20 protein-coding genes and 1 tRNA gene are annotated in these 19207 nt (G+C 59.2%); 8 read left to right on the forward strand and 13 right to left on the reverse strand.

Going from position 1 to position 19207, the window contains the following annotated elements; genetic code table 11:
• The first annotated feature begins 136 nt into the window (after positions 1-136).
• Entirely contained in the window at positions 137-631 is a 495-nt protein-coding gene (locus ACODTY_RS05445) for a hypothetical protein (RefSeq protein ID WP_488993267.1), read from the forward strand.
• Positions 632-692: 61 nt separating this feature from the next.
• Positions 693-1103 carry a hypothetical protein gene (locus ACODTY_RS05450; RefSeq protein ID WP_488993268.1) on the forward strand — a complete coding sequence of 137 codons (411 nt, stop codon included), beginning with the start codon at positions 693-695 and terminating at the stop codon, positions 1101-1103.
• 278 nt (positions 1104-1381) lie between these two features.
• On the opposite strand, the gene ACODTY_RS05455 is transcribed toward ACODTY_RS05450, so the two are convergent.
• Positions 1382-1467, reverse strand: a tRNA-Leu gene (locus ACODTY_RS05455).
• Positions 1468-1643: 176 nt separating this feature from the next.
• On the opposite strand from ACODTY_RS05455, the gene ACODTY_RS05460 reads away from it, so the two are divergent.
• A complete protein-coding gene (locus ACODTY_RS05460; protein WP_488993269.1) occupies positions 1644-2747 on the forward strand; it encodes an NADH:flavin oxidoreductase/NADH oxidase in 1104 nt (367 codons plus the stop codon).
• A 114-nt stretch (positions 2748-2861) separates the two neighbouring features.
• Positions 2862-3101, forward strand: a complete 240-nt coding sequence (locus ACODTY_RS05465; protein WP_488993270.1) for a DUF2188 domain-containing protein — start codon at positions 2862-2864, stop codon at positions 3099-3101.
• Positions 3102-3146: 45 nt separating this feature from the next.
• On the opposite strand, the gene ACODTY_RS05470 is transcribed toward ACODTY_RS05465, so the two are convergent.
• The 6 genes from ACODTY_RS05470 to ACODTY_RS05495 all read right to left on the reverse strand — a co-directional run bounded on the left by ACODTY_RS05470 (position 3147) and on the right by ACODTY_RS05495 (position 8258).
• A complete protein-coding gene (locus ACODTY_RS05470) occupies positions 3147-3914 on the reverse strand; it encodes a YbaY family lipoprotein (protein ID WP_488993271.1) in 768 nt (255 codons plus the stop codon).
• A 105-nt stretch (positions 3915-4019) separates the two neighbouring features.
• Positions 4020-4487 carry a molybdenum cofactor biosynthesis protein MoaE gene (locus tag ACODTY_RS05475; protein ID WP_488993272.1) on the reverse strand — a complete coding sequence of 156 codons (468 nt, stop codon included), beginning with the start codon at positions 4485-4487 and terminating at the stop codon, positions 4020-4022.
• A gap of 5 nt (positions 4488-4492) precedes the next feature.
• Complete coding sequence (gene moaD, locus ACODTY_RS05480) at positions 4493-4744, reverse strand: molybdopterin converting factor subunit 1 (RefSeq protein WP_488993273.1); 252 nt, start codon at positions 4742-4744, stop codon at positions 4493-4495.
• 4 nt (positions 4745-4748) lie between these two features.
• On the reverse strand, positions 4749-5345 hold the full coding sequence (gene pgsA, locus ACODTY_RS05485) for a CDP-diacylglycerol--glycerol-3-phosphate 3-phosphatidyltransferase (protein WP_488993274.1): 597 nt from the start codon (positions 5343-5345) through the stop codon (positions 4749-4751).
• 109 nt (positions 5346-5454) lie between these two features.
• The gene (uvrC, locus tag ACODTY_RS05490) at positions 5455-7497 is read right to left on the reverse strand and encodes an excinuclease ABC subunit UvrC (protein ID WP_488993275.1); all 2043 of its coding nucleotides are present in this window, start codon (positions 7495-7497) and stop codon (positions 5455-5457) included.
• Positions 7494-8258 carry an SDR family oxidoreductase gene (locus tag ACODTY_RS05495; protein ID WP_488993276.1) on the reverse strand — a complete coding sequence of 255 codons (765 nt, stop codon included), beginning with the start codon at positions 8256-8258 and terminating at the stop codon, positions 7494-7496. The genes uvrC and ACODTY_RS05495 overlap by 4 nt, the downstream gene beginning before the upstream one ends.
• Before the next feature lie 407 nt (positions 8259-8665).
• On the opposite strand from ACODTY_RS05495, the gene ACODTY_RS05500 reads away from it, so the two are divergent.
• Complete coding sequence (locus tag ACODTY_RS05500; RefSeq protein WP_488993277.1) at positions 8666-9328, forward strand: outer membrane protein; 663 nt, start codon at positions 8666-8668, stop codon at positions 9326-9328.
• 63 nt (positions 9329-9391) lie between these two features.
• On the opposite strand, the gene ACODTY_RS05505 is transcribed toward ACODTY_RS05500, so the two are convergent.
• The 6 genes from ACODTY_RS05505 to ACODTY_RS05530 form a co-directional block, all read right to left on the reverse strand.
• On the reverse strand, positions 9392-9988 hold the full coding sequence (locus tag ACODTY_RS05505) for a glutathione S-transferase family protein (protein ID WP_488993278.1): 597 nt from the start codon (positions 9986-9988) through the stop codon (positions 9392-9394).
• A 118-nt stretch (positions 9989-10106) separates the two neighbouring features.
• The gene (locus ACODTY_RS05510; protein WP_488993279.1) at positions 10107-10550 is read right to left on the reverse strand and encodes a hypothetical protein; all 444 of its coding nucleotides are present in this window, start codon (positions 10548-10550) and stop codon (positions 10107-10109) included.
• A gap of 64 nt (positions 10551-10614) precedes the next feature.
• Complete coding sequence (locus tag ACODTY_RS05515) at positions 10615-11463, reverse strand: 23S rRNA (adenine(2030)-N(6))-methyltransferase RlmJ (protein ID WP_488993280.1); 849 nt, start codon at positions 11461-11463, stop codon at positions 10615-10617.
• A complete protein-coding gene (locus ACODTY_RS05520; protein WP_488993281.1) occupies positions 11460-12086 on the reverse strand; it encodes a hypothetical protein in 627 nt (208 codons plus the stop codon). The genes ACODTY_RS05515 and ACODTY_RS05520 overlap by 4 nt, the downstream gene beginning before the upstream one ends.
• A 92-nt stretch (positions 12087-12178) precedes the next feature.
• Positions 12179-12628, reverse strand: a complete 450-nt coding sequence (locus ACODTY_RS05525; RefSeq protein ID WP_488993282.1) for a DNA polymerase III subunit chi — start codon at positions 12626-12628, stop codon at positions 12179-12181.
• Between the two features lie 20 nt (positions 12629-12648).
• A complete protein-coding gene (locus ACODTY_RS05530; protein WP_488993283.1) occupies positions 12649-14154 on the reverse strand; it encodes a leucyl aminopeptidase in 1506 nt (501 codons plus the stop codon).
• A 314-nt stretch (positions 14155-14468) separates the two neighbouring features.
• Here ACODTY_RS05530 and lptF point away from each other — a divergent pair, with 314 nt between their 5' ends.
• From lptF to ACODTY_RS05545, 3 genes are read left to right on the forward strand one after another with little or no spacing between them, the layout of a single operon-like run.
• A complete protein-coding gene (lptF, locus tag ACODTY_RS05535; RefSeq protein ID WP_488993284.1) occupies positions 14469-15662 on the forward strand; it encodes an LPS export ABC transporter permease LptF in 1194 nt (397 codons plus the stop codon).
• Entirely contained in the window at positions 15659-16747 is a 1089-nt protein-coding gene (gene lptG / locus ACODTY_RS05540; RefSeq protein ID WP_488993285.1) for an LPS export ABC transporter permease LptG, read from the forward strand. The genes lptF and lptG overlap by 4 nt, the downstream gene beginning before the upstream one ends.
• Positions 16747-19152 carry an LPS-assembly protein LptD gene (locus tag ACODTY_RS05545; RefSeq protein ID WP_488993286.1) on the forward strand — a complete coding sequence of 802 codons (2406 nt, stop codon included), beginning with the start codon at positions 16747-16749 and terminating at the stop codon, positions 19150-19152. The genes lptG and ACODTY_RS05545 overlap by 1 nt, the downstream gene beginning before the upstream one ends.
• Positions 19153-19207: the final 55 nt, after the last annotated feature.

The raw sequence follows: 19207 nt of genomic DNA on the forward strand, positions 1-19207 counted from the left end.
TGCCGGCGGCATGGCAGGAGTTGATGATGCGCTTGAGCGCACTTGGCAATACCTCATTGCGACACGATAGGACCTAGCAATCAGGATTGATCAGGATGACGCCGATCGTTCCATTCATCGATGATGGTAGAGTCCGATGAAGTATACCCCAGAGCAGCACTTGGAGACGGCCCGTGCGCGCGAGAGGCAGGCCAAGATTGAAGCCAACCCGAACCGCAAGGTGGCGTTGGAGAAATCAGCACACCTGCACCGGCTGGCGGCGCGGGCGGGACGTCGGCAACAGGCCAAACAGCAGCCCAAGAAGGTGCTCGACCTCGCAGATGGCCGCCCACGGGACACTTTCGACATTGCCTTCGATAAAGCCTTAGATGAGGTTCGTTGCCAGCAGACCTTGCCCGTTACTGGAACGCCACGCGCGGGAACGTTTGAACGCGCCTGCTACTCGGTCTGGGTGCACGGCGATGGGACGGGTACAGTTGCCCTCGACTGGTACGAGATGTCCGATGGCCGCGATTTCTTTCATTCTGAGCATTTCATGCGCACAGAAATCGAAACAGCAAGGACAGTAGTAAAGCTCTTGAACGGGCAATTGCCGGAACGCGTTTTGTCTGCCCCCACCGAGATGGATTAGAGCGATCAGGCTGAGATGTAACTACAGTCGGCTTTTTTGATCGAGCGACGGGGCCATGCCTATGGCGGAGGAAATTGGGTATCAAACTCTCCACTGGTACTTCGGGCACTTCGCCGGCGTATCTGCATCATCACGGGGGAAGGTTATGTTGAAACTTGCAGCGGCATTCTATGCGTTGTTCGTTTGCGGGGCGGCGGCCTGCAACGCCTTTGTTGGGGAAGCCACCGAGTTCGTCCCGGCGGCCAAGCTGACGTTTCATCAGGACGAGGCGGCGCAGAAGGGAGATTTCACGCTCGTCGACCAAGGCGGCTTGGCCACCGATTACGTGTTCCGCTCCACCAGCACCACCGACCTTCCCTACAGTCTGGCCGTCTCGACTAAGGACGAAAGCAATTCCGTCCTCATCCGCGAACTCGACGGCGGGCGCTGGCTTGTCGATATGGTCATCTTCACCTGCGTCGCAACTGATTGACGTCTGGTTTCACATGGCCGCATATGCGCCTAAATTTTGCGTTGTCATGACGTGCACCCGCCGATCTACAGGCGCATTTAATGCATCGTGATATCCAGGCAGTTTACCCTGCCCTACCGTTGAGCCTCGATGCATCATTTGTCATCATTCTTCGTGCGGCTAACCCAAGGCCCACAGCGCGAGTAACCCTTCGCGGATACCCTCATGGATACCCTGACCACCGATTGGAAGGTCACTCTCAGCAGATCGAGAATAATTTTTATTCATTATTATCAATATGGTGCGGACGACGGGGATCGAACCCGTACGATCATGGATCGAGGGATTTTAAGTCCCTTGCGTCTACCAGTTCCGCCACGTCCGCTTGTCGGCCCTTTTCAATCGTGAGGCTTCGGGCGTCAAGCCCATGTTGTTGCCTCATCGACCCGGAAATTCACGCCGGGTGGCCCAACAGTTTTAGCAGGCCATTGGTGGCAGCCAACTTTCTCGCCCACTACATTGCGCCTCGACTTAGCAAACTTCGCATTCCGGAGATTTTTGATGACGACGCCGCTTTTCCAGCCGATCACGCTTGGCGATCTGACTTTCCCCAACCGCATCGCGGTTGCGCCGATGTGCCAGTATTCGGCCGACGACGGGTCGGCGAGTGACTGGCATCTCCATCACTGGATGAACCTTGCCATGTCGGGTGCCGGGATGGTTACCGTGGAGATGACAGATGTCGAGCGGCGCGGGCGCATCAGCCATGGCTGCCTCGGCCTTTATTCGGAAGCCAACGAGGCGGCCGCCAAGCGCGCGCTCGATGCAGCCAAGCGCGTTGCAATGCCTGGCACCAAATTCGGCACCCAGCTCGCCCATGCAGGCCGCAAGGCATCCAACCGACGTCCGTGGGAAGGCGGTGGCCCGCTGCAACCGCGTGAAGATCCTTGGCAGGTCGTCTCCGCCTCGGCCATCCCCTACGACAGCGGCTGGCAAACGCCGCACGCGCTTACGGACGATGAAGTACTTGAGACGATCCAGCACTTTGCCGATGCGGCAAAGCGTGCCGAACGAGCTGGTTTCGACTTCATCGAACTGCACGGCGCGCACGGGTACCTGATCTTCCAGTTCCTTTCTCCGCTTTCCAACCAGCGCAAGGACCGCTGGGGTGGTTCGCTCGAGAACCGCATGCGCTTTGCCGTGGAAGTTGCAAAGGCTGTGCGCAAGGCCGCCCCTACCCTCATGCTTGGAGCCCGGCTGTCGGTCAAGGAATGGGTGGATGGCGGTTTCGATGTCGAGGAGGCCATCGAGGTTGCCAAGGCGCTCAAGGCACAAGGCGTCGCGTATATCTGTTGCTCCAGCGGTGGCAACTCGCCACTGCAGAAGTTGCCTGCCGGAGCCGGTTACCAGGTGCATCTTGCTGATGCGATCCGCAAGGGCGCCGATATTCCGACGCGCGCGGTGGGCCTGATTGCCGATCCTCAATTCGCCAATACGATCATTGCCGAAGGCCGCGCCGACATGGTCGCACTGGCGCGCGCGTTCCTTGCTGACCCACGCTGGGGCTGGCGTGCCGCCGCCACTTTCGGCGAAGAAATCCATCCGGCACCGCAGTTGGCCCGCTCGGTGACAACGATGCAACATTGGATGAAGGCGTCCGACTGAACCGGTATCCGTTTTCCATACGGATTCCACTTGGGTTACCGTTGCAACCAACGGCCCCGCTTTGCGTTTGGCACCACACGAATGGAGACTTTTCATCCAGTCCGGAGGACCGAAATGGCGAAGCTTATTTACAAAATCGTCGAGCACGACGGGGGTTGGGCATACAAGGTGGGCGAAACTTACTCGGAAACTTTTCCTACCCACGAAGATGCTCTTCGTGCAGCGGAAATCGCCTCCGCCGAGCAACAGGTCGCCGGGTCGTCAGATGGCATCCAGTATGAGGATGCCGAGGGAAAATGGCACGACGAGCTGGCAGATGGCCGGGACCGCCCGCAAACCGAAATTTCGGATTGAGCGAGCCGTCCCGTTCATATCAAGCTCTTTCGATCGAACTTGAACTCAGTTTGCAGGAACGAACCGTAAGACGTCTTTACCGTCCTTGTCGGTCATCGTCAGCGTGCCGTCTACCAGCTCATACGACGCAACCTTGGCGAAGGCCTGGAACAGACCCTGTTCGGCTTTCATGAGATCGGGTGCACAGGCCATCATCGTCGCGCCTGCTTGTCCTATCGTCATCTTGGAACCATCGATCTTCGCGTTGGCGAAGTAGCCGTTGCAAGGCCCCTTTCCACCAATCCGACCGTTTTCTTCGACACGAAAGGTGGCGCGAGGCTCCGGCAACATGTCGATGCCATCAATGAAATCCACCTTCCAGTCCTTGCCGAACATCGCTTCCGAGACGGCACCGCCATCGCCGGATACTTTGCGAACCATGATGGTCTGCGAAGCATCTGAAAGCGGATCGACCTGGTGACGGGTATCCGTAATGAACCAGAGCTGGTTGTCGACCGAGATGCGCGCCTGCAACGCATAGGTCATGTTGGGTTGAATTACCGACGGGTCGAACTTGATTTCAAACTTGATCGGAACCTGACCGGCCGGCGAAATCGTCTGCTCACCGATGACCGCAGCCGGAGCGTCTGCCAGCGAGACATCGGCAAGTTGAACCGTAACCTGCGCATTGGGCGGCAGCGCGATGCGCTCGCGGTACATGATTTCGCCCTTCAGGATCTTGTCCGCAGCCACGGCGTGATCCGGTGTCACCATCATGCCGACCACAAGGGGCACCAGCCCGAAGACCATCAGTTCAGCCAGCTTTTCCAGCATATCCCGCCCTCGTTTGCACCGCCAAAAGACCGGCTGCAAAAGAACGGGCGAATGCGGAGAAACCAAGGCTGTTCCAAGGTATTCTCAGGTTACGGGAATTCGCGGTCAGCGCTTCCAGCGCGCGAGAGCGTCCTCGTCGGACTCCTTGGCATCGACCCAGCCGCCCTCCGAACCGTCCGCCTGATGTTCCTTTTTCCAGAACGGAGCCTTGGACTTGAGAAAGTCCATCACGAAGCTGGCTGCCTCGAAAGCGGCCTGCCGATGGGTCGAAGCGGCGACAACGAGGACAATGTTTTCGCCCGGGGAAATCTTGCCGTAGCGATGGATCGCGGCAAGTCCCTGCAAGGGCCAGCGTTCCGATGCTTCAATTGCAATTCGGGTGATTTCGGCCTGGGCCATGCCCGGATAATGCTCAAGTTCCAGCGCGGCAAGGCGGCCGGATTCATCGCGGCACAGTCCCGAGAAAGTGACGACGGCGCCGATATCCGTGCGGCCCGCTGTCAGCCTTGAAACTTCATCGGCAAGATCGAAATCTTCCGTCTGAATGCGGACCACGGGCTTGAAGGCTGGCACGCTGTTTACCCTCCCGTCATTGGAGGAAAGAGCGCAATCTCCCTTGCAGCACCCAGTTTCTCGCGGTGATCGACATGTTCCTGATCGATCGCCACGCGGATCACATCAGGGTACTGCAATGCGTTCTCATACTCTTCGCCGCGCGAACGCAGCCAGCGCAGAAGATCTGCAACCGTCTCGACGTCGCCCGGCAGTTCCACGTCTTCCTGCGGCTTCCCGATCCGTTCGCGTACCCAGGCGAAATAGATGAGCTTCATGGCGCTACTCGTCGACGATGTGCTTCAAGCCCGCGCGGAAGTAGTCGTACCCGGTGTAAAGGGTGACGATCGCGGCAATCCACAAAAGTACAAGGCCGGTCTGCGTCGTGTAAGGGAAAATCTTGTCGCCGGCAGGTCCGACCAGCAGAAAGGCGATGGACACCATCTGTATCGCGGTTTTCCACTTGGCAAGCTTGGTCACCGGCACGCTCACCTTCAGCGCGGCGAGATATTCGCGCAATCCGGACACGAGAATTTCACGGCACAGGATGATGATCGCCGCCCACAGCGACCAGCCGGCGATGCCGCCGCGCCAATCGGTGTCTGCAGCAAGCAGCAGCAGGCAGGTTGAAACCAGCAGCTTGTCGGCAATCGGGTCCAGCATCCGGCCAATGTTCGACGTCTGCTGCCAGGCGCGAGCCAGATACCCATCGAAGTAGTCGGTGATGCTGGCGGCAAGGAAAATTGCCAGCGCAGACCACCGCGCGAAATCGCTCGACTTGAGGTGCCCTTCCAGAAAGAAGCACAGGACCACCAGCGGCACCGCAATGATGCGGGCGTATGTCAACATGTTGGGCAGGTTGAATGCGCGTCTGGCCATGGTGTGCGGACTCTTGTTTTGCGTCTGACTACTCAAATCAGAAGGCGGTGTCAGGGGTCAACTGTCGAAAGCCGACTGGCCTAGGAAAGAGGCGCAAATCTGACATTCATCAGCGGTTCTCGTGGAAATGGTCATATACAATTTTGGCGACGCGCTCGGAAATGCCTTCCACGGTCATGAGATCCTCGACGGCAGCGCGACTGACGGCCTTGGCCGTGCCGAAATGCAAAAGCAGTGCTCGCTTGCGTCCCGGCCCGATGCCGCTGATCTCATCCAGCGGATTTTTGACCATTTCCTTCTTGCGGCGGGCGCGGTGCGAGCCGATGGCAAAACGGTGCGCCTCGTCTCTCATGCGCTGGATGAAATACAAAACCGGATCGCGCACGGGTAGCGTGAAAGAAGCTTTGTCCTTCACGAAGAAGCGCTCGCGGCCCGCTTCGCGATCCTGCCCCTTGGCAATGCCGATTGCGACCACCCGATCCTCGATACCAAGGTCTGACAGAATTTTGCGCACCGCCGTCATCTGCCCTTGACCACCGTCGATCAGGATGACGTCGGGCCAGGCCGGAAAACCATCCGAGGCCGGCCCTTCAATAGCTTCGCCTTGCTCGTCACCATGCTCCTTCAGCAATCTGGAGAACCGACGCTCCATCACTTCGCGCATCATGCCGAAGTCATCTCCCGGCGTAATGTCGGTCGAGCGGATATTGAACTTGCGATACTGGTTTTTGATGAAGCCTTCCTGCCCCGCGACGACCATTGCGCCAACGGCATTGGTGCCCATGATGTGGGAGTTGTCGTATATTTCGATGCGCTGTGGCGCGTTTTCCAAACCGAATGTTTCGGCAAATCCGGCCAGCAGCCGGGTCTGCGTGGACGTCTCGGCCAAGCGCCTGCCCAGCGCCTCGCGGGCATTTTGCAAAGCGCTGTCCGTCAGGTCCTTCTTCTCGCCCCGCTGCGGAACGGATAGCGAGACTTTGCGTCCCGCCCGCGTGGTCAGCGCCTCGGTCAGCAGATCCTGCTCTTCGACAGCGTGCGAAAGAAGAATGCTCCGCGGTGTCGGTTTGTCATCGTAAAACTGGGCCAGGAACGATCCCAACACTTCAGCGGCATCGAGAGCCGGATCGGCTTTCGGGAAATAGGCGCGGTTGCCCCAGTTCTGCCCGGTGCGGAAGAAGAATACCTGAATGCAGGTCTGGCCGCCCTCCTGATGGATGGCGAAAACGTCCGCTTCCTCGATGGATTGAGGATTTATGCCCTGATGGCTCTGGACATGCGACAGCGCTGCAAGCCGATCGCGGTAGATGGCCGCCCGTTCGAAATCGAGCTCGTCGGACGCGTGCTGCATGGCGATCGAGATTTCGGATTTCACCTTCTGGCTGCGACCGGACAGGAAATCTTTCGCCTCCGCCACAAGGGCTGCGTAGTCCGCATGCGAAATCTCGCCGGTGCACGGTGCTGCGCAGCGTTTGATCTGAAACAGAAGGCACGGGCGTGTCCGGTTCTCGAAAAACGAATCCGTACAACTCCGCAATAGAAACGCTCGCTGAAGCGAATTGATGGTGCGGCCAACAGCCTGCGCTGAAGCGAACGGGCCGAAATAGTCGCCTTTTCGCGAACGTGCGCCGCGATGCTTGTAGATGCCGGGTGACAGGTGGTCATCCGTGATCAAAATGTAAGGGAAGGACTTGTCGTCCCGCATCAGGACGTTAAAACGAGGCCGCAACCTCTTGATAAGATTAGCTTCAAGAAGCAGAGCTTCAATTTCGGTTCGCGTCACGACGAATTCCATCGTCGCGGTTTCACGAACCATCCGCCCGATGCGATTGGTGTGGAACCTGCCTTGCGCGTATTGGGTTACGCGCTTCTTCAGGCTGCGGGCCTTGCCGACATACAACACATCGCCAGTCGCGTTCATCATGCGATAAACGCCGGGTGCATTGGGCAAGCGCTTGACGAGTGTCTGGATGACTTCCGCACCAACCTTGCCGTCAGCGTCGCCGGCATGCGGGGTCCAATCTATGGCGGTGAACGCAACATCCGGGCCGGCAGGCGCGACAGTATCCTCTGCCGCGTCATCGTCGAGATCGGTATCCGGAAGATCGTCCACTGCGGCACGGCCACGGGCCTTGCCGTTGTCGCCTGTACTCATTCTACGATGCCTGCCACATCCGGCGTCTGCCACGCAAGATGCTGGCCGCCGTCAAGTGCGATCATCTGGCCGGTCACCGAGCGCGCCTGCCAAAGGTAGCGGATAGTTGCCCCGAATTCCGAAAGGTCGGGACTTTGCTTTAGCAGCAAGGCATCGACCTGCTGGCGGAAATCGCTGTCATCCTGCCGCGTGTTCCTAAGCGTTGGTCCCGGACCGATCGCGTTGACACGAATGCGCGGCGCAAGTGCTTGTGCCATGGTCTGGGTTGCGGTCCAAAGCGCAGACTTCGACAAGGTATAAGAAAAATACCGTGGCGAGAGACGCCACACGCGCTGGTCGATCACATTCACGACCAAGCCATCCATCGCTTCGGGCAAAGCCTTGGCGAATCTTTGAGCCAACAGTACCGGCGCCTTCAAGTGAATGTCGAAATGCCGATCCCATTCCGGCCAATCGAAATCGAGTACCGAATCGTCCTCGAACAAGGACGCATTGTTGACCAGAAGGGAGACCGGTCCCAATGCACGTTCCGCCTTTTCGACCACCTCGGCCACCGCCACCATATCGGTCAGGTCGGCAACGACAACTGATGCCTTGCCGCCCGTTTTCCTTATGCGTTCTGCAAGAGCGGAAGCTTCATCGGCAGAACTGTTGCTGTGAATGGCAACCGCGAACCCATTCGCGGCGAGATCCTCGACAATTGCGCGGCCAATCCGCCGCGCGCCACCCGTTATCAATGCCGTTCCAGCGATTCGTGTCATTTTTCACTTTCCATATCTGGTCGAACCGCGCCCCTGACGGCGCAGTCTTCCGACTAGATGCGTTCAGACACCGTTCGTTCCTGAGGCTGCAATGTGGCAAAAGCGGCCTTGCGGGATGCGATTCGGCTCATCACGGATGTTCGACGCCGCCAATATAGCGGTCGCAACGCCTTGCACCAAGCGCGGTGCAGCAATCGGGGGCACACACTGCTGACAGAGCTGTTGCCTCGATGCAACGTCAAGCTTCAGCCTCATTTGCGCCGGGGAATGACCCAAGTTCAGGTTCGGTTCCGCCGCATTTGATCACCAAATTCCGGAACCGATGAAAGGCGGGATCGTTATCTCCCAGTTCGACCGTCCTTTCAGGTCAAGGAAGCCAGTGTCTGTGGCTCAAGGAGTTAGAACCAATGACTACCAATCTCAAATTCGCAAGGCCGGCAGCCGTTGCCCTTGGGCTGATTGCCTTCGCTTCTGCGATCCCCGCATACGCCGCCGACGTTGTCATGGAAGAGCCGCCGGCACCCGTGGCGCCAGTTGCTGAACTTCCCGTCGCCTCCTGGGCTGGCCCATACGCCGGTGTGAACATCGGCTACGGCTTCAGCGGCCGCGTTGAAGAGCCCGGCAACACCATCAACACGGATGGTTTCCTCGGCGGCGCGTTCGTCGGCTACAACTATCAGATGGACAACTTCGTGCTCGGTGCCGAAGGCGATCTCGGATACAACGGCGTAAAGGGCGACAATGCCGGCGTTGAATCCGAAGGTGGCGTTGAAGGTTCGCTACGCGCGCGCCTCGGCTACGCTGTTAGCCCCGACATCCTGCTCTACGGCACGGCCGGTGGTGCAGGCCAGAGCGTCAAGATCACCGACGCCGTCGGTAGCGATCGCAACACCATGTTCGGCTGGACCGCTGGTGTCGGCACAGACATCAAGTTGACCGACAACGTGTTCGGCCGCGTCGAGTACCGCTACACCGACTACGGCAGCCAGGATTTCAACACTGGCGCCGGTGCACGTGACTTCGACGCCCGCGACAACCGCGTCACGTTCGGCGTTGGTATGAAGTTCTGATCTGACGATCGGACCAGAACGAAAAAGCCGGGGCTTTCGCTCCGGCTTTTTTGTTGCGTTAGTTCAGGAAGGGGTCAGGCCCTTCAACTCGGGGAACTTCTCGTCGAAGCGAGCAGCCCAACGCGTCAGCCGCCCGTGCCCCTTCTCCCACTTGCCTTCGAAACGCAGCGAGAGATAGCCCAGCGTAGCGCGCAACGCGATCTGACCGACCGTGATCTTCTTCGGCAGCTTGGGCGGGTTGGCGTTCAGGTGATCGAGCGAGCGGGTCACCTTTTCCCACTGCTTGTCGATCCAGGGTTGGAAAACGTGCTCTTCGGGCCGCATCCGGCGCTCATAGATGATTGAAAGAGCGCAATCGCAGATGCCGTCCGCCAACGCTTCGAGCACCTCCGCTTCAGTGCGCTTTTCTGGATTGCGCGGAAACAGCGCGTTCTTGGACAGACGGTTCAGATATTGCGTGATCGCGCGGCTGTCATAGACGACAGCGCCATCGTCAAGCAGCAGCGTCGGGATCTTGCCGAGCGGATTCGCCCCGACCAGAACCGTGGGCTGGTCGTCGGTCTTGGTCGGAACGGCCTCAATGGCAATGCCGGCATAGGCGGCGGCCATGCGAACCTTGGCGCTATAAGGCGATGCTGAGGCGTAGAGCAGTTTGGACATAGTCGTTTCCTGTTATTGGCTGCGGCACATTATTCCGCGCCTTGCTCAAAGCAACGGCCAATGACAGGAATTCAACCGAAGAGCGACCGAAACCGGTCAATCAAGGCATGAGGGGCGTTCAGCGCAGGACGCGGCAAGCGCCGTTATAGACCATCCAGCGGTCGAACCCGGAAACGCAGAACTCGACATTGTCGCCGACGGACGCGAAGCCCTGCCCTTCCTCGATCAGATACCAGATGTCGCGATCGCGGCCGTCCGACAAGGTGACGGTGGCGCCGCAATAGTGGCGCGCAATCGGCCACCTTTCGCTGGCAGGCAGACTGCGGTGTAAATGGATACGGCTGAAATCGGTGATCGCCACATCCGGAAGGTTCGGCACGTTGTGGACCTGATGGTCAAAGCGGCTGGTGATGCGGCTCAACACGGCGGGCGTGCTGCACACGCTCGCATCGCCTTCGTCGACATAGGTTGAAAGGTCGGCCGCGTGCGCCACCGAAGAAAGCGCCACGGGTGCGCAAAGGCAGGAGAATGCAAGGACTGCAGACTTGATGGCACGGATCATATCAGCCTCTCGAAGCGATTTGGCCGCACTGTGAGGATTTCGGCGGTCGCGGTCAAGCGTCACATTATCTGGCCGTCAGCCATCTCACAGACCAGGGCGCTCCGGGCTCCTCAGTCAACAATCCATGCAAGGCAGGAAGCGCGCCTCGCAGCTCCTCTTCCAGTGTGAAAGGCGGGTTGACTACCACCATCCCGCTGCCATCCAACCTCGGCTCCCTGCCCGGCAGCCGGGTATCGAAGCCGATATCGAGGATTTTGGGGATGCCGCTCTCGGCCAATCCCCGGCGAAACCCGGCAACTGCGTCACGGTCCTTGATCGGATACCACAAGGCGTAAATCCCGCCCGGCCATCGCTGGTGCGCCTTGCTCAGCCCATTCAACAGGCGATCGAATTCGCCGGCCTGTTCGAACGGCGGATCAACCAGCACAAGTCCGCGCTTTTCCTTTGGCGGCAGGTGCGCGCCAAGGGCAAGCCAGCCATCGAGCTCAATCACCCTCACCTGAATGTCGCCGGCGAACACAGACTTCAACCGCGCGGCATCCTGCGGATGCAGTTCGATGGCGGACAGGCGGTCCTGCTTGCGCAGCAAATGGCGCGCGACAAAGGGCGAACCTGGATAATGCGCCAGCCCGCCCTGCGGATTGGCCGCGCGCACCGCATCAAGGTACGGTGCCAGGAACGCCTCGAGCTTTGGATCGAGGTTCGCATCTGTTACCCGGCCAATGCCGCCGTGCCACTCGCCGGTCTTGCCAGCCTCAGACGACGAGAGGTCATACAGCCCGATGCCGGCATGGGTATCGATCACCCGGAACGCCTTGTCCTTCTGCTTCAGGTATTCGACGATCCGGGCCAGTACCGCGTGCTTGACGACATCGGCGAAATTTCCCGCGTGATAGGCGTGCCGGTAGTTCATTTCCCGTCGATGCCGCCACCCCTGCCCCAGCGCGGCGGCGGCGGTTGCGAATTGGGGTTCTGCGGATTGGCCGAACGCTTCCGGCGCAACGCCAGAACGAAGCCGATGAAGCCGACAGCCATCAGGGAAATGCCGATCGGCTGGAAGCGCGCATCGACCTCCCCCGAACCGGCACGCAAGACCAGATCGACAGCCTTGATCTGCGGACCTTCGGCATCGCCGCGACCGACGTTGAACCGGTACGTGCCGTCATGCACCTCTGCGATCACGCCGGCATCGTCGCGCGCGACCTTTTGCGCAACTTGCGGGCTCTTGTCCCGAATTTGCGATTCGCCGGCGAAGCGAAGCGTCTCGGCAAGAACCGTCTTGCCGCTCTCCGAGGCTGTAATGGTCAACACGGCCCCGACAGGTGCAAAGAGATCGTTGGCATCTGTCGTCAAGTCTACCAGAACGCGCACCGGGGCGTCCGTCGGGGCCAGACGAACATCGACCGGTTCAAAGCGGCCCTGGCGATAGACCGGCCAGGCTCCTATTTCCCGGCCTGAGAAATTGCTGATCGACCAGGGGTAGATGAAACCCATGCCAAGACCGGCCAACAGCACCAGCAAGAAAAAAAGACGCATCAGTCGTTCTCAGATCGTTTGGGAACAAAGGTGGGGGCTATCCGCCTCAACCAGCAAGACTTTTGCGAAAACCTTGCACCGGTTGGCCGCAATCACGCTTTCCGCTCCCATCTTTTATCCGCCGTTTGCTGCCAGTAAGTCACCGCGTGCCCGGCCGACTTCATTGTTTTCCAATGTTGTCGCGCAGATTCGACCTGCGCCGTATCGTGGCCGTCGAACAGGAAAACCGCGCGTTCATAGCTGCCAAGATCAGGCGGTTCGGCGCCATCGACCAGAAACCTGATCTGTGCATCATTCTGGTTGCCGTCTCCCGTGGTCAACAGGATTGGTTGCTCTGCCGGAAAGGCCTCACGGTCGCTCGCATGGGCCAGGAAGGAATCATCGCGAAACGTCCACAGATGTTGGTCGAGCGCATCGCGCCGATCTTCGCTACCGGTTTGCACGACCGCGCGCCAGCCACGACCGATACTGCGTTCCAGCAGGCCCGGAAGCGCATCCTCAAGCGTCGACTCCGTCAAATGGTAGAAAAGGATCTCGGTCATGACCGCCAATCAGCACAAAGCTACGGGCGTTCATAGTGGTCGCGGACAAGCCGGTCGAGCAGCCTGACGCCGAAACCGGAACCCCATGACGTATTGATCTCACTTGCGGGCGCGCCCATCGCCGTGCCGGCAATGTCGAGATGCGCCCACGGCGTATCCTTGACGAAACGCTGAAGGAACTGGGCCGCCGTAATCGCGCCGCCATAACGGCCGCCGATGTTCTTCATGTCGGCATTCTTCGATTCCAGCAATTTGTCGTACTCGCTGCCAAGCGGCATGCGCCATAGCCTCTCCTGCGTTGCCGACCCTGCCCCCACCAGCCGGCCTGCCAATTCGTCGTCGTTGGAAAACAGCCCCGCGTGATGTTGGCCGAGCGCAACCATGATAGCGCCCGTCAGCGTCGCGAGATTGACCATGAACCGCGGCTGGAAGCGGTCGTTGCAGTACCAAAGCGCGTCTGCCAGCACGAGACGCCCCTCGGCGTCGGTGTTGAGCACCTCTATGGTCTGCCCGGACATCGAGGTCACGATGTCGCCGGGCCTCTGCGCATGTCCATCGACAGAGTTTTCGACCAGCCCGACGATGCCAACGACATTGGCCTTGGCCTTGCGTGCGGCCAGGGCATGCATCAAGCCTGTGACAGCGGCCGCGCCGCCCATGTCGCCCTTCATTTCTTCCATGCCGGACGCGGTCTTCATCGAGTTGCCGCCGGTATCGAATGTGACGCCCTTGCCGACAAACGCCACCGGCTTGTCCTTGGCGCTGCCGCCATTCCATTGCATGACAGCAAGCCGCGCACCGCGCGGCGATCCCTGCGCCACGCCAAGCAGCGCACCCATTCCCAGCTTCTTCATTTCCTTTTCAGCCAGGATTTCGACCGTGACGCCGAGCGCCTCCAGTTCCTTGATGCGCGTGGCAAACTCGACCGGTCCAAGCATGTTGGCCGGCTCGTTGACGAGATCGCGCGCAAGCACCACGCCGTCCACAATTGCCTTGGCGGCGGAAAACGCCTTCTTCGCCGATGTCGGATCGGCGCACATGATCGTTACCTTGCTGCTTTTCTTCCTGGGCGCGTCTCCGTCACTGTCACCGTTCGACGAACGGGTCTTGTACTTGTCGAAGACATAGCTGCGAAGCAGGCTTCCCGCTGCGGCGTTGGCGGCATCGGCACCGCTCACTGTCGTATCGGGCAAATCGAGGATGATGGTCGCCTCAGAAGCTTTGCCGAGCGCACCGGCAATGATTCCGCCGAGCTTTATCCAGGCGTGTTCATCCAGGCCGGCAATATTTCCCACCCCAATCACGGTAACCTTGTCGAAGGCCGTGTCTTGAGGTGCGAGAATTTCCACCTGAGTGCCAAATTTTCCGGAGAAATCGGCGGCCGCAAGCGCGCGATCGACTGTTTTGGCCGGCACATATTTCAACGCTTCGGGCCCGATGCCCGCCTCCTCGGCCGACAAGACGTACACAACTCCCTTCTTGGGCGCTGCGAACCTGGAAAACGTCACGGAAGATATCGAAGCCATGAAGACCTGCTTGGCGGTTATTCTGAAGGGAAAGCGACATTTCGTCGTTTTCCGTCATTTGGCAACCCATGTTGGAGAATGGCGCGTGCAGACGATGCCAACGGGCGTTTCGCCGCAGGCCGACGCACGTTTTCGCCACAAGCCATCATTAACCATGAGCCTTCGCGCTTTCTTATCCATTGTTCGCGACATTGGCGCGGGCGAGAAAGCATGCTCCCGAGAGACCGGTTGGTGTGCCTGTTGTACAGGCACGGCCGGACGGATAGTCAGTTCTGAGGCGCGATGCCGGAAAGCCAGTTGAGAACTCCCTCTGCATGAAGGTGATTGAACGCTACATACTGCGGCGCGCGCTCGTGTTGTCGCTGGCCGCCCTGGTCTGGACGTTGGCAATCGTCTGGACGACGCAGGTGTTGGCGCGCATAGACCTCGTCACCGATAGCGGGCAATCGGCCTTCACCTTCTTCGAGGTGGCCACCCTCATCCTTCCAACGGTCATACCGATTGTCGTTCCGTTCGCGATTGCAGGCGCGGTCGCCCAAACCTTGAGCGCGATGAACGCCGATTCGGAACTCGTCGTGATAAATGCGTCAGGTGCGTCGAGGCTGACCGTCGTAAAGCCCGTTTTGATGGTCGCGCTCGCTGCCAGCATTTTCTGCTTCGTCGTTCAAAATGGCGTCGAGCCCTATGCGCGCCAGAAGAACCGCGACCTCGTCGCCAACGCCCGCGCCGATTTTCTGTCACTGGTGATCCAGGAAGGAACATTCCGGAAGGTCGAAAACGGCCTGTTCGTGCAGATCGGCGAGCGCCTCCCCGGAAACCAGCTAGGCGGTATCTTCGTCGCCGATACACGGCAGGAAGGGACCGATCTGGTCTACTACGCCAAGCGTGGCGCGGTGGTCGATCAAGGCGACGACAAGGCGCTGTTGATGAGCGACGGCGTCATTCATCGCAAAACGGTCGACGGTAGCGTGTCGCTCGTTCACTTCACGTCATATGCGTTCGATCTTTCCGCCTTCGGGTCGAACACGGGCGGTGTCGTGCGGCTGCCGAAAGATCAAACGACCCAATACCTTCTCAATCCAGATCCCAACGACGATGCCTACAAGAAGGAGCCAGGAAGCTACCGCAGCGAGATCAACAAGCGCTTTTCCGAATGGATGTTTCCGATCACTTTCGCGCTGATTGCGCTGGCAGTGGCAGGGGACGCCCGGTCGCATCGTGAAGCCCGCATCCATCCCCTGGTCACGACCATCTGCATCGCCCTGCTGGTTCGCTGGGTAGCGTTCTTCGCCGAAGGGCAGTCGAGAACCGAGCCGCTGTTTGGCTACCTAATGTACGCTGTTCCCATCGGGATGGGGCTCGTTTCGATCTGGTTCATCAGAACGCAACGCTCCATGGAACTTCCGATCGGACTGGTCGATTTGGTCGTCGGACTTGTGAGCCGGGTCCGCAACGCATTCGCTTCGCTTCGGTATCGTGGCGCCAATTCCAACCGAGGGTCGGCTTGATGGGCTGGACACTCGGGCGATATTTCCTCTTCCGATATGCCACGATTACGACGTGGTTCTTCCTCGGCATTTTTGCGCTGGTGTTCCTGATCGACTTTACGGAACTCACCAGCCGGACCTCACGCATACCGGGCTTCAGCTATCAGATCGGCGCACTCATTTCCGCGCTTCGCGTTCCCATGCTCGTACTCCAGACCGTCCCCTTCGTTGGCTTGTTTGCCGCGATGGCCACGCTGGTTTCGCTCAATCGCAAGTACGAACTGGTGGTCGCACGCGCAGCCGGCATCTCGGCATGGCAATTCCTGCTGCCGGTCTGCCTTGGTGCGCTCTTATTCGGTGTGCTTGCCGTAGGTGTGCTCAATCCCCTCGCCGCGCATGGCCTTTCCCGCTCGCAACACATCGAAAGCCTGCTCCGTTCGGGTACCTCCAATGCCGTGGACGAGGACTCAACTCCCTGGATTCGTCAAAAAACCAAGTCGGGTGACACGATCATCGGTGCCCGCGCCATCTTGAACCAGGGACTGGAGATGGCCGATGCGACCTTCTTCGTTCTCGACAAGAACGGCGAGATCATCGAGCGCAAGGACGCCAAGCGCGTCTTTCTGCGCGACGGATATTGGGAACTCCATGACGTCAGCTCCGTGACTGACGCAGGAACCAAGCAACTCCAGAAACTCGTCCAGATCCCTACTGATCTGAAGCCGGAGTTCGTGCAGGAGAGGCTGGCGCGGCCGGAAACCATTCCCTTCTACGACTTGCCGGGCAAGATTGAGGTTGCCCGCTCGTTTGGCCTCAGTGCAAATGCCTTCGCAATGCAGTTCGATTCGCTCGTGGCGCTGCCATTTCTTCTGGTGGCCATGACGCTTATCGCTGCGACGGTTTCGATGCGTTTTGCGCGTATGGGCCAATCGGCAACGATGATTCTAGGTGGCGTTGTCGCCGGGTTTCTGCTTTATGTCGTTTCGGTCCTCGTCAAAGCATTTGGCGTGGCTGGTTTTGTGCCGACTTTGATCGCGGCATGGTTTCCAGTTGTTGTGGCAATGTTTTTCGGGGTAACGTTCCTTTTGTACAAGGAAGACGGCTAGTGAGGGGGGCGGGTTTGCAGAACGGACGGTCGAGCCGTTTCGCGCTCCTGTGTGGAGTGAGCGGGCTTGCGTGCCTGCTCGCCGCGGGTGCCGTGACCGTTCCATCCTGGGCGCAAGAAGTACCTGATTTGTCCGCGGAAATTCCGGCCGGCGCTCAGATGCTTCTGGAGTCAGACACGCTCGTCTATGACAATGACGCGCAGACCGTAACCGCCGTCGGAGGAGTGCAGATCGACTACGGCGGCAACCGGCTGGTCGCACAGCGCGTGGAGTATAATCGCCAGACGCAACGCCTCGTGGCGAGCGGCAATGTGCAGATCGTCCAGAGCGACGGCACCAAGATCAATTCCGACCACATCGACATCACAGACGACTTTGCCGACGGATTCGTCAACGCATTGCGAGTCGAGACGGTCGACAAGACCTACTTCGCAGCCGAAAGCGCGGAGCGCATGGGCGGCGTTTTGACGACGTTCCACAACGGCGTCTACACCGCCTGCGAGCCTTGCGAAGACAAGCCCGACCAGGCGCCCATCTGGCGCGTGAAGGCGCGCAAGATCATCTGGAACGGCCAGAAGAAGACCGTTCGCTTTGAAGACTCCAACTTCGAGTTCTTCGGCTTCCCGATTGCCTATCTGCCGGCGTTCGAAATAGCGGACCCAACGGTCAAGCGCAAAAGCGGATTCCTCTTCCCCTCGGTCAGCTACAATACTGAACTCGGTGCTGGCGTCGGCATTCCCTACTATTTCGCGCTGTCACCGACCTACGACCTGACCGTCAAGGGCAACTACTTCACCAAGCAGGGTTTCCTTGGTGAAGCGGAGTGGCGTCAGCGTTTCAATAACGGCCAGTACAATTTGAAGATTGCTGGTATCCACCAGCAGGACCCCGGTTCATTTGACGCCAATACGGTCGACAGCGGCCCTGCAGGCGACCCGAACAAGCTTCGCGGCATGATGGGCACCAAAGGCCAGTTCGCCATCAATTCGAGATGGGATTTCGGCTGGGACATCATGCTCCAGTCGGACAAGAACTTTGCCCGCACTTACAAGATCGATGGCTTCAGCGACTACGTCCATCGCTCAGAAGTTTATCTCACCGGCCTGAACGACCGGAACTATTTCGACCTGAGGGGCATGAAGTTCCAGGTTCAGGAACGACTTCTGGACAGCGACCCGCGCGCCAGGAACGACGAGCAGCCTTGGGTCCTGCCCTCATTCGATTACGCCTATATTCCGGATACTCCGCTTGCGGGCGGCCAGCTTTCCGTGAATCTCAATGCGCGGGCACTGCATCGCAGCAATCTCGACACGGCGGACTCCCTGACCAACCCCGGCTTTTTCGAGCGCGTTCGCGGTATCGAAGGTGAGTCAGGTCGCCTGACTGCCGAAGCCGAATGGAAGCGTTCGTTCGTCACCGATGGCGGTATGGTGTTCACGCCGCTGCTGGCATTCCAGGCCGATGGCAACTTCGTAAATGCGTCGTCGGGATCGCTGGCCGCAATCAACGACATGGCCGCCAACCCGGACATCAACACCACTGCGGATGTGCGCTCGTCGTTCTTCCGCAGCATGGCCACGCTGGGCCTCGAATGGCGCTTCCCGATCCTGTTCTCCAGCGTCGGTTCTTCGCACGTCTTCGAACCGATGGCGCAGTTGTTCGTTCGCCCGAACGAGACCTACGTCGGCGGCCTCGCCGTTCCGAACGAAGACGCACAAAGCTTCGTGTTCGACGCCTCGACGCTGTTCGAGCGCGACAAGTTCTCCGGCTATGACCGCATCGAAGGCGGCACGCGCGCCAATTTGGGTGTGCGCTATTCCGGCAGCTTCGAGAATGGCTGGACGACCAACGGTCTGTTTGGCCAATCCTATCATTTGGATGGCCGCAATTCCTTTGCAGAACCGGACATGGTCAATGTCGGAGCGAATTCCGGCCTTGAAACCGACACGTCCGATTTCGTCGGTCTGGTCGGCGTAGCCAGCCCGAGCGGCCTGTCGGCGTCGCTCAGCGGACGCTTCGACGAGCAGACCCTGGAAGTCCGGCGCTCGGAAGTGAAGCTCGGCTTCACCGGGCAACCGATTTCCGTGTCGGCCAAGTATGCCTTCATCCAGAAGCAGCCGCTTTATGGATTTGCCGAAGACCGGCACGAAGTTATGGTTGGCGGTTCGGCGCAGCTTAGCGAAAACTGGCGCATCTTCGGCTCGGGCACCTATGACCTGCAAACGAATGTCCTGGTCAGGGACGGGATCGGCTTCGGTTACGCGGACGATTGCTTCACCTATCTGATGACGTTCTCCGAGACACGTGACCGGGACACGAAGGAAGTGTCGCAAAGCATTGGATTCAACATCTCGTTCCGCACATTGGGCGATTTTGGGTCGGCGACAAGTTCCTTTACTGAATAGTCAGCCACGGATGCCGACACGGTTTTGCCGCATAGAGCAGGCATGAGTTGGCATA

The sequence above is a fragment of the Mesorhizobium sp. FG116 genome, assembly GCF_057809835.1.

Excerpts from the sequence above, each read along its gene's own strand:
- ACODTY_RS05505 (WP_488993278.1), bottom strand. The coding sequence starts at position 9,988 with ATGTCCAAACTGCTCTACGCCTCAGCATCGCCTTATAGCGCCAAGGTT.
- ACODTY_RS05520 (WP_488993281.1), bottom strand. The coding sequence starts at position 12,086 with ATGCGTCTTTTTTTCTTGCTGGTGCTGTTGGCCGGTCTTGGCATGGGT.
- moaD (WP_488993273.1), bottom strand. The coding sequence starts at position 4,744 with ATGAAGCTCATCTATTTCGCCTGGGTACGCGAACGGATCGGGAAGCCG.
- ACODTY_RS05515 (WP_488993280.1), bottom strand. The coding sequence starts at position 11,463 with ATGAACTACCGGCACGCCTATCACGCGGGAAATTTCGCCGATGTCGTC.
- pgsA (WP_488993274.1), bottom strand. The coding sequence starts at position 5,345 with ATGGCCAGACGCGCATTCAACCTGCCCAACATGTTGACATACGCCCGC.
- ACODTY_RS05525 (WP_488993282.1), bottom strand. The coding sequence starts at position 12,628 with ATGACCGAGATCCTTTTCTACCATTTGACGGAGTCGACGCTTGAGGAT.
- ACODTY_RS05460 (WP_488993269.1), top strand. The coding sequence starts at position 1,644 with ATGACGACGCCGCTTTTCCAGCCGATCACGCTTGGCGATCTGACTTTC.
- ACODTY_RS05530 (WP_488993283.1), bottom strand. The coding sequence starts at position 14,154 with ATGGCTTCGATATCTTCCGTGACGTTTTCCAGGTTCGCAGCGCCCAAG.
- ACODTY_RS05450 (WP_488993268.1), top strand. The coding sequence starts at position 693 with ATGGCGGAGGAAATTGGGTATCAAACTCTCCACTGGTACTTCGGGCAC.
- lptF (WP_488993284.1), top strand. The coding sequence starts at position 14,469 with ATGAAGGTGATTGAACGCTACATACTGCGGCGCGCGCTCGTGTTGTCG.
- ACODTY_RS05470 (WP_488993271.1), bottom strand. The coding sequence starts at position 3,914 with ATGCTGGAAAAGCTGGCTGAACTGATGGTCTTCGGGCTGGTGCCCCTT.
- ACODTY_RS05500 (WP_488993277.1), top strand. The coding sequence starts at position 8,666 with ATGACTACCAATCTCAAATTCGCAAGGCCGGCAGCCGTTGCCCTTGGG.
- ACODTY_RS05445 (WP_488993267.1), top strand. The coding sequence starts at position 137 with ATGAAGTATACCCCAGAGCAGCACTTGGAGACGGCCCGTGCGCGCGAG.
- ACODTY_RS05465 (WP_488993270.1), top strand. The coding sequence starts at position 2,862 with ATGGCGAAGCTTATTTACAAAATCGTCGAGCACGACGGGGGTTGGGCA.
- ACODTY_RS05495 (WP_488993276.1), bottom strand. The coding sequence starts at position 8,258 with ATGACACGAATCGCTGGAACGGCATTGATAACGGGTGGCGCGCGGCGG.
- uvrC (WP_488993275.1), bottom strand. The coding sequence starts at position 7,497 with ATGAGTACAGGCGACAACGGCAAGGCCCGTGGCCGTGCCGCAGTGGAC.
- ACODTY_RS05510 (WP_488993279.1), bottom strand. The coding sequence starts at position 10,550 with ATGATCCGTGCCATCAAGTCTGCAGTCCTTGCATTCTCCTGCCTTTGC.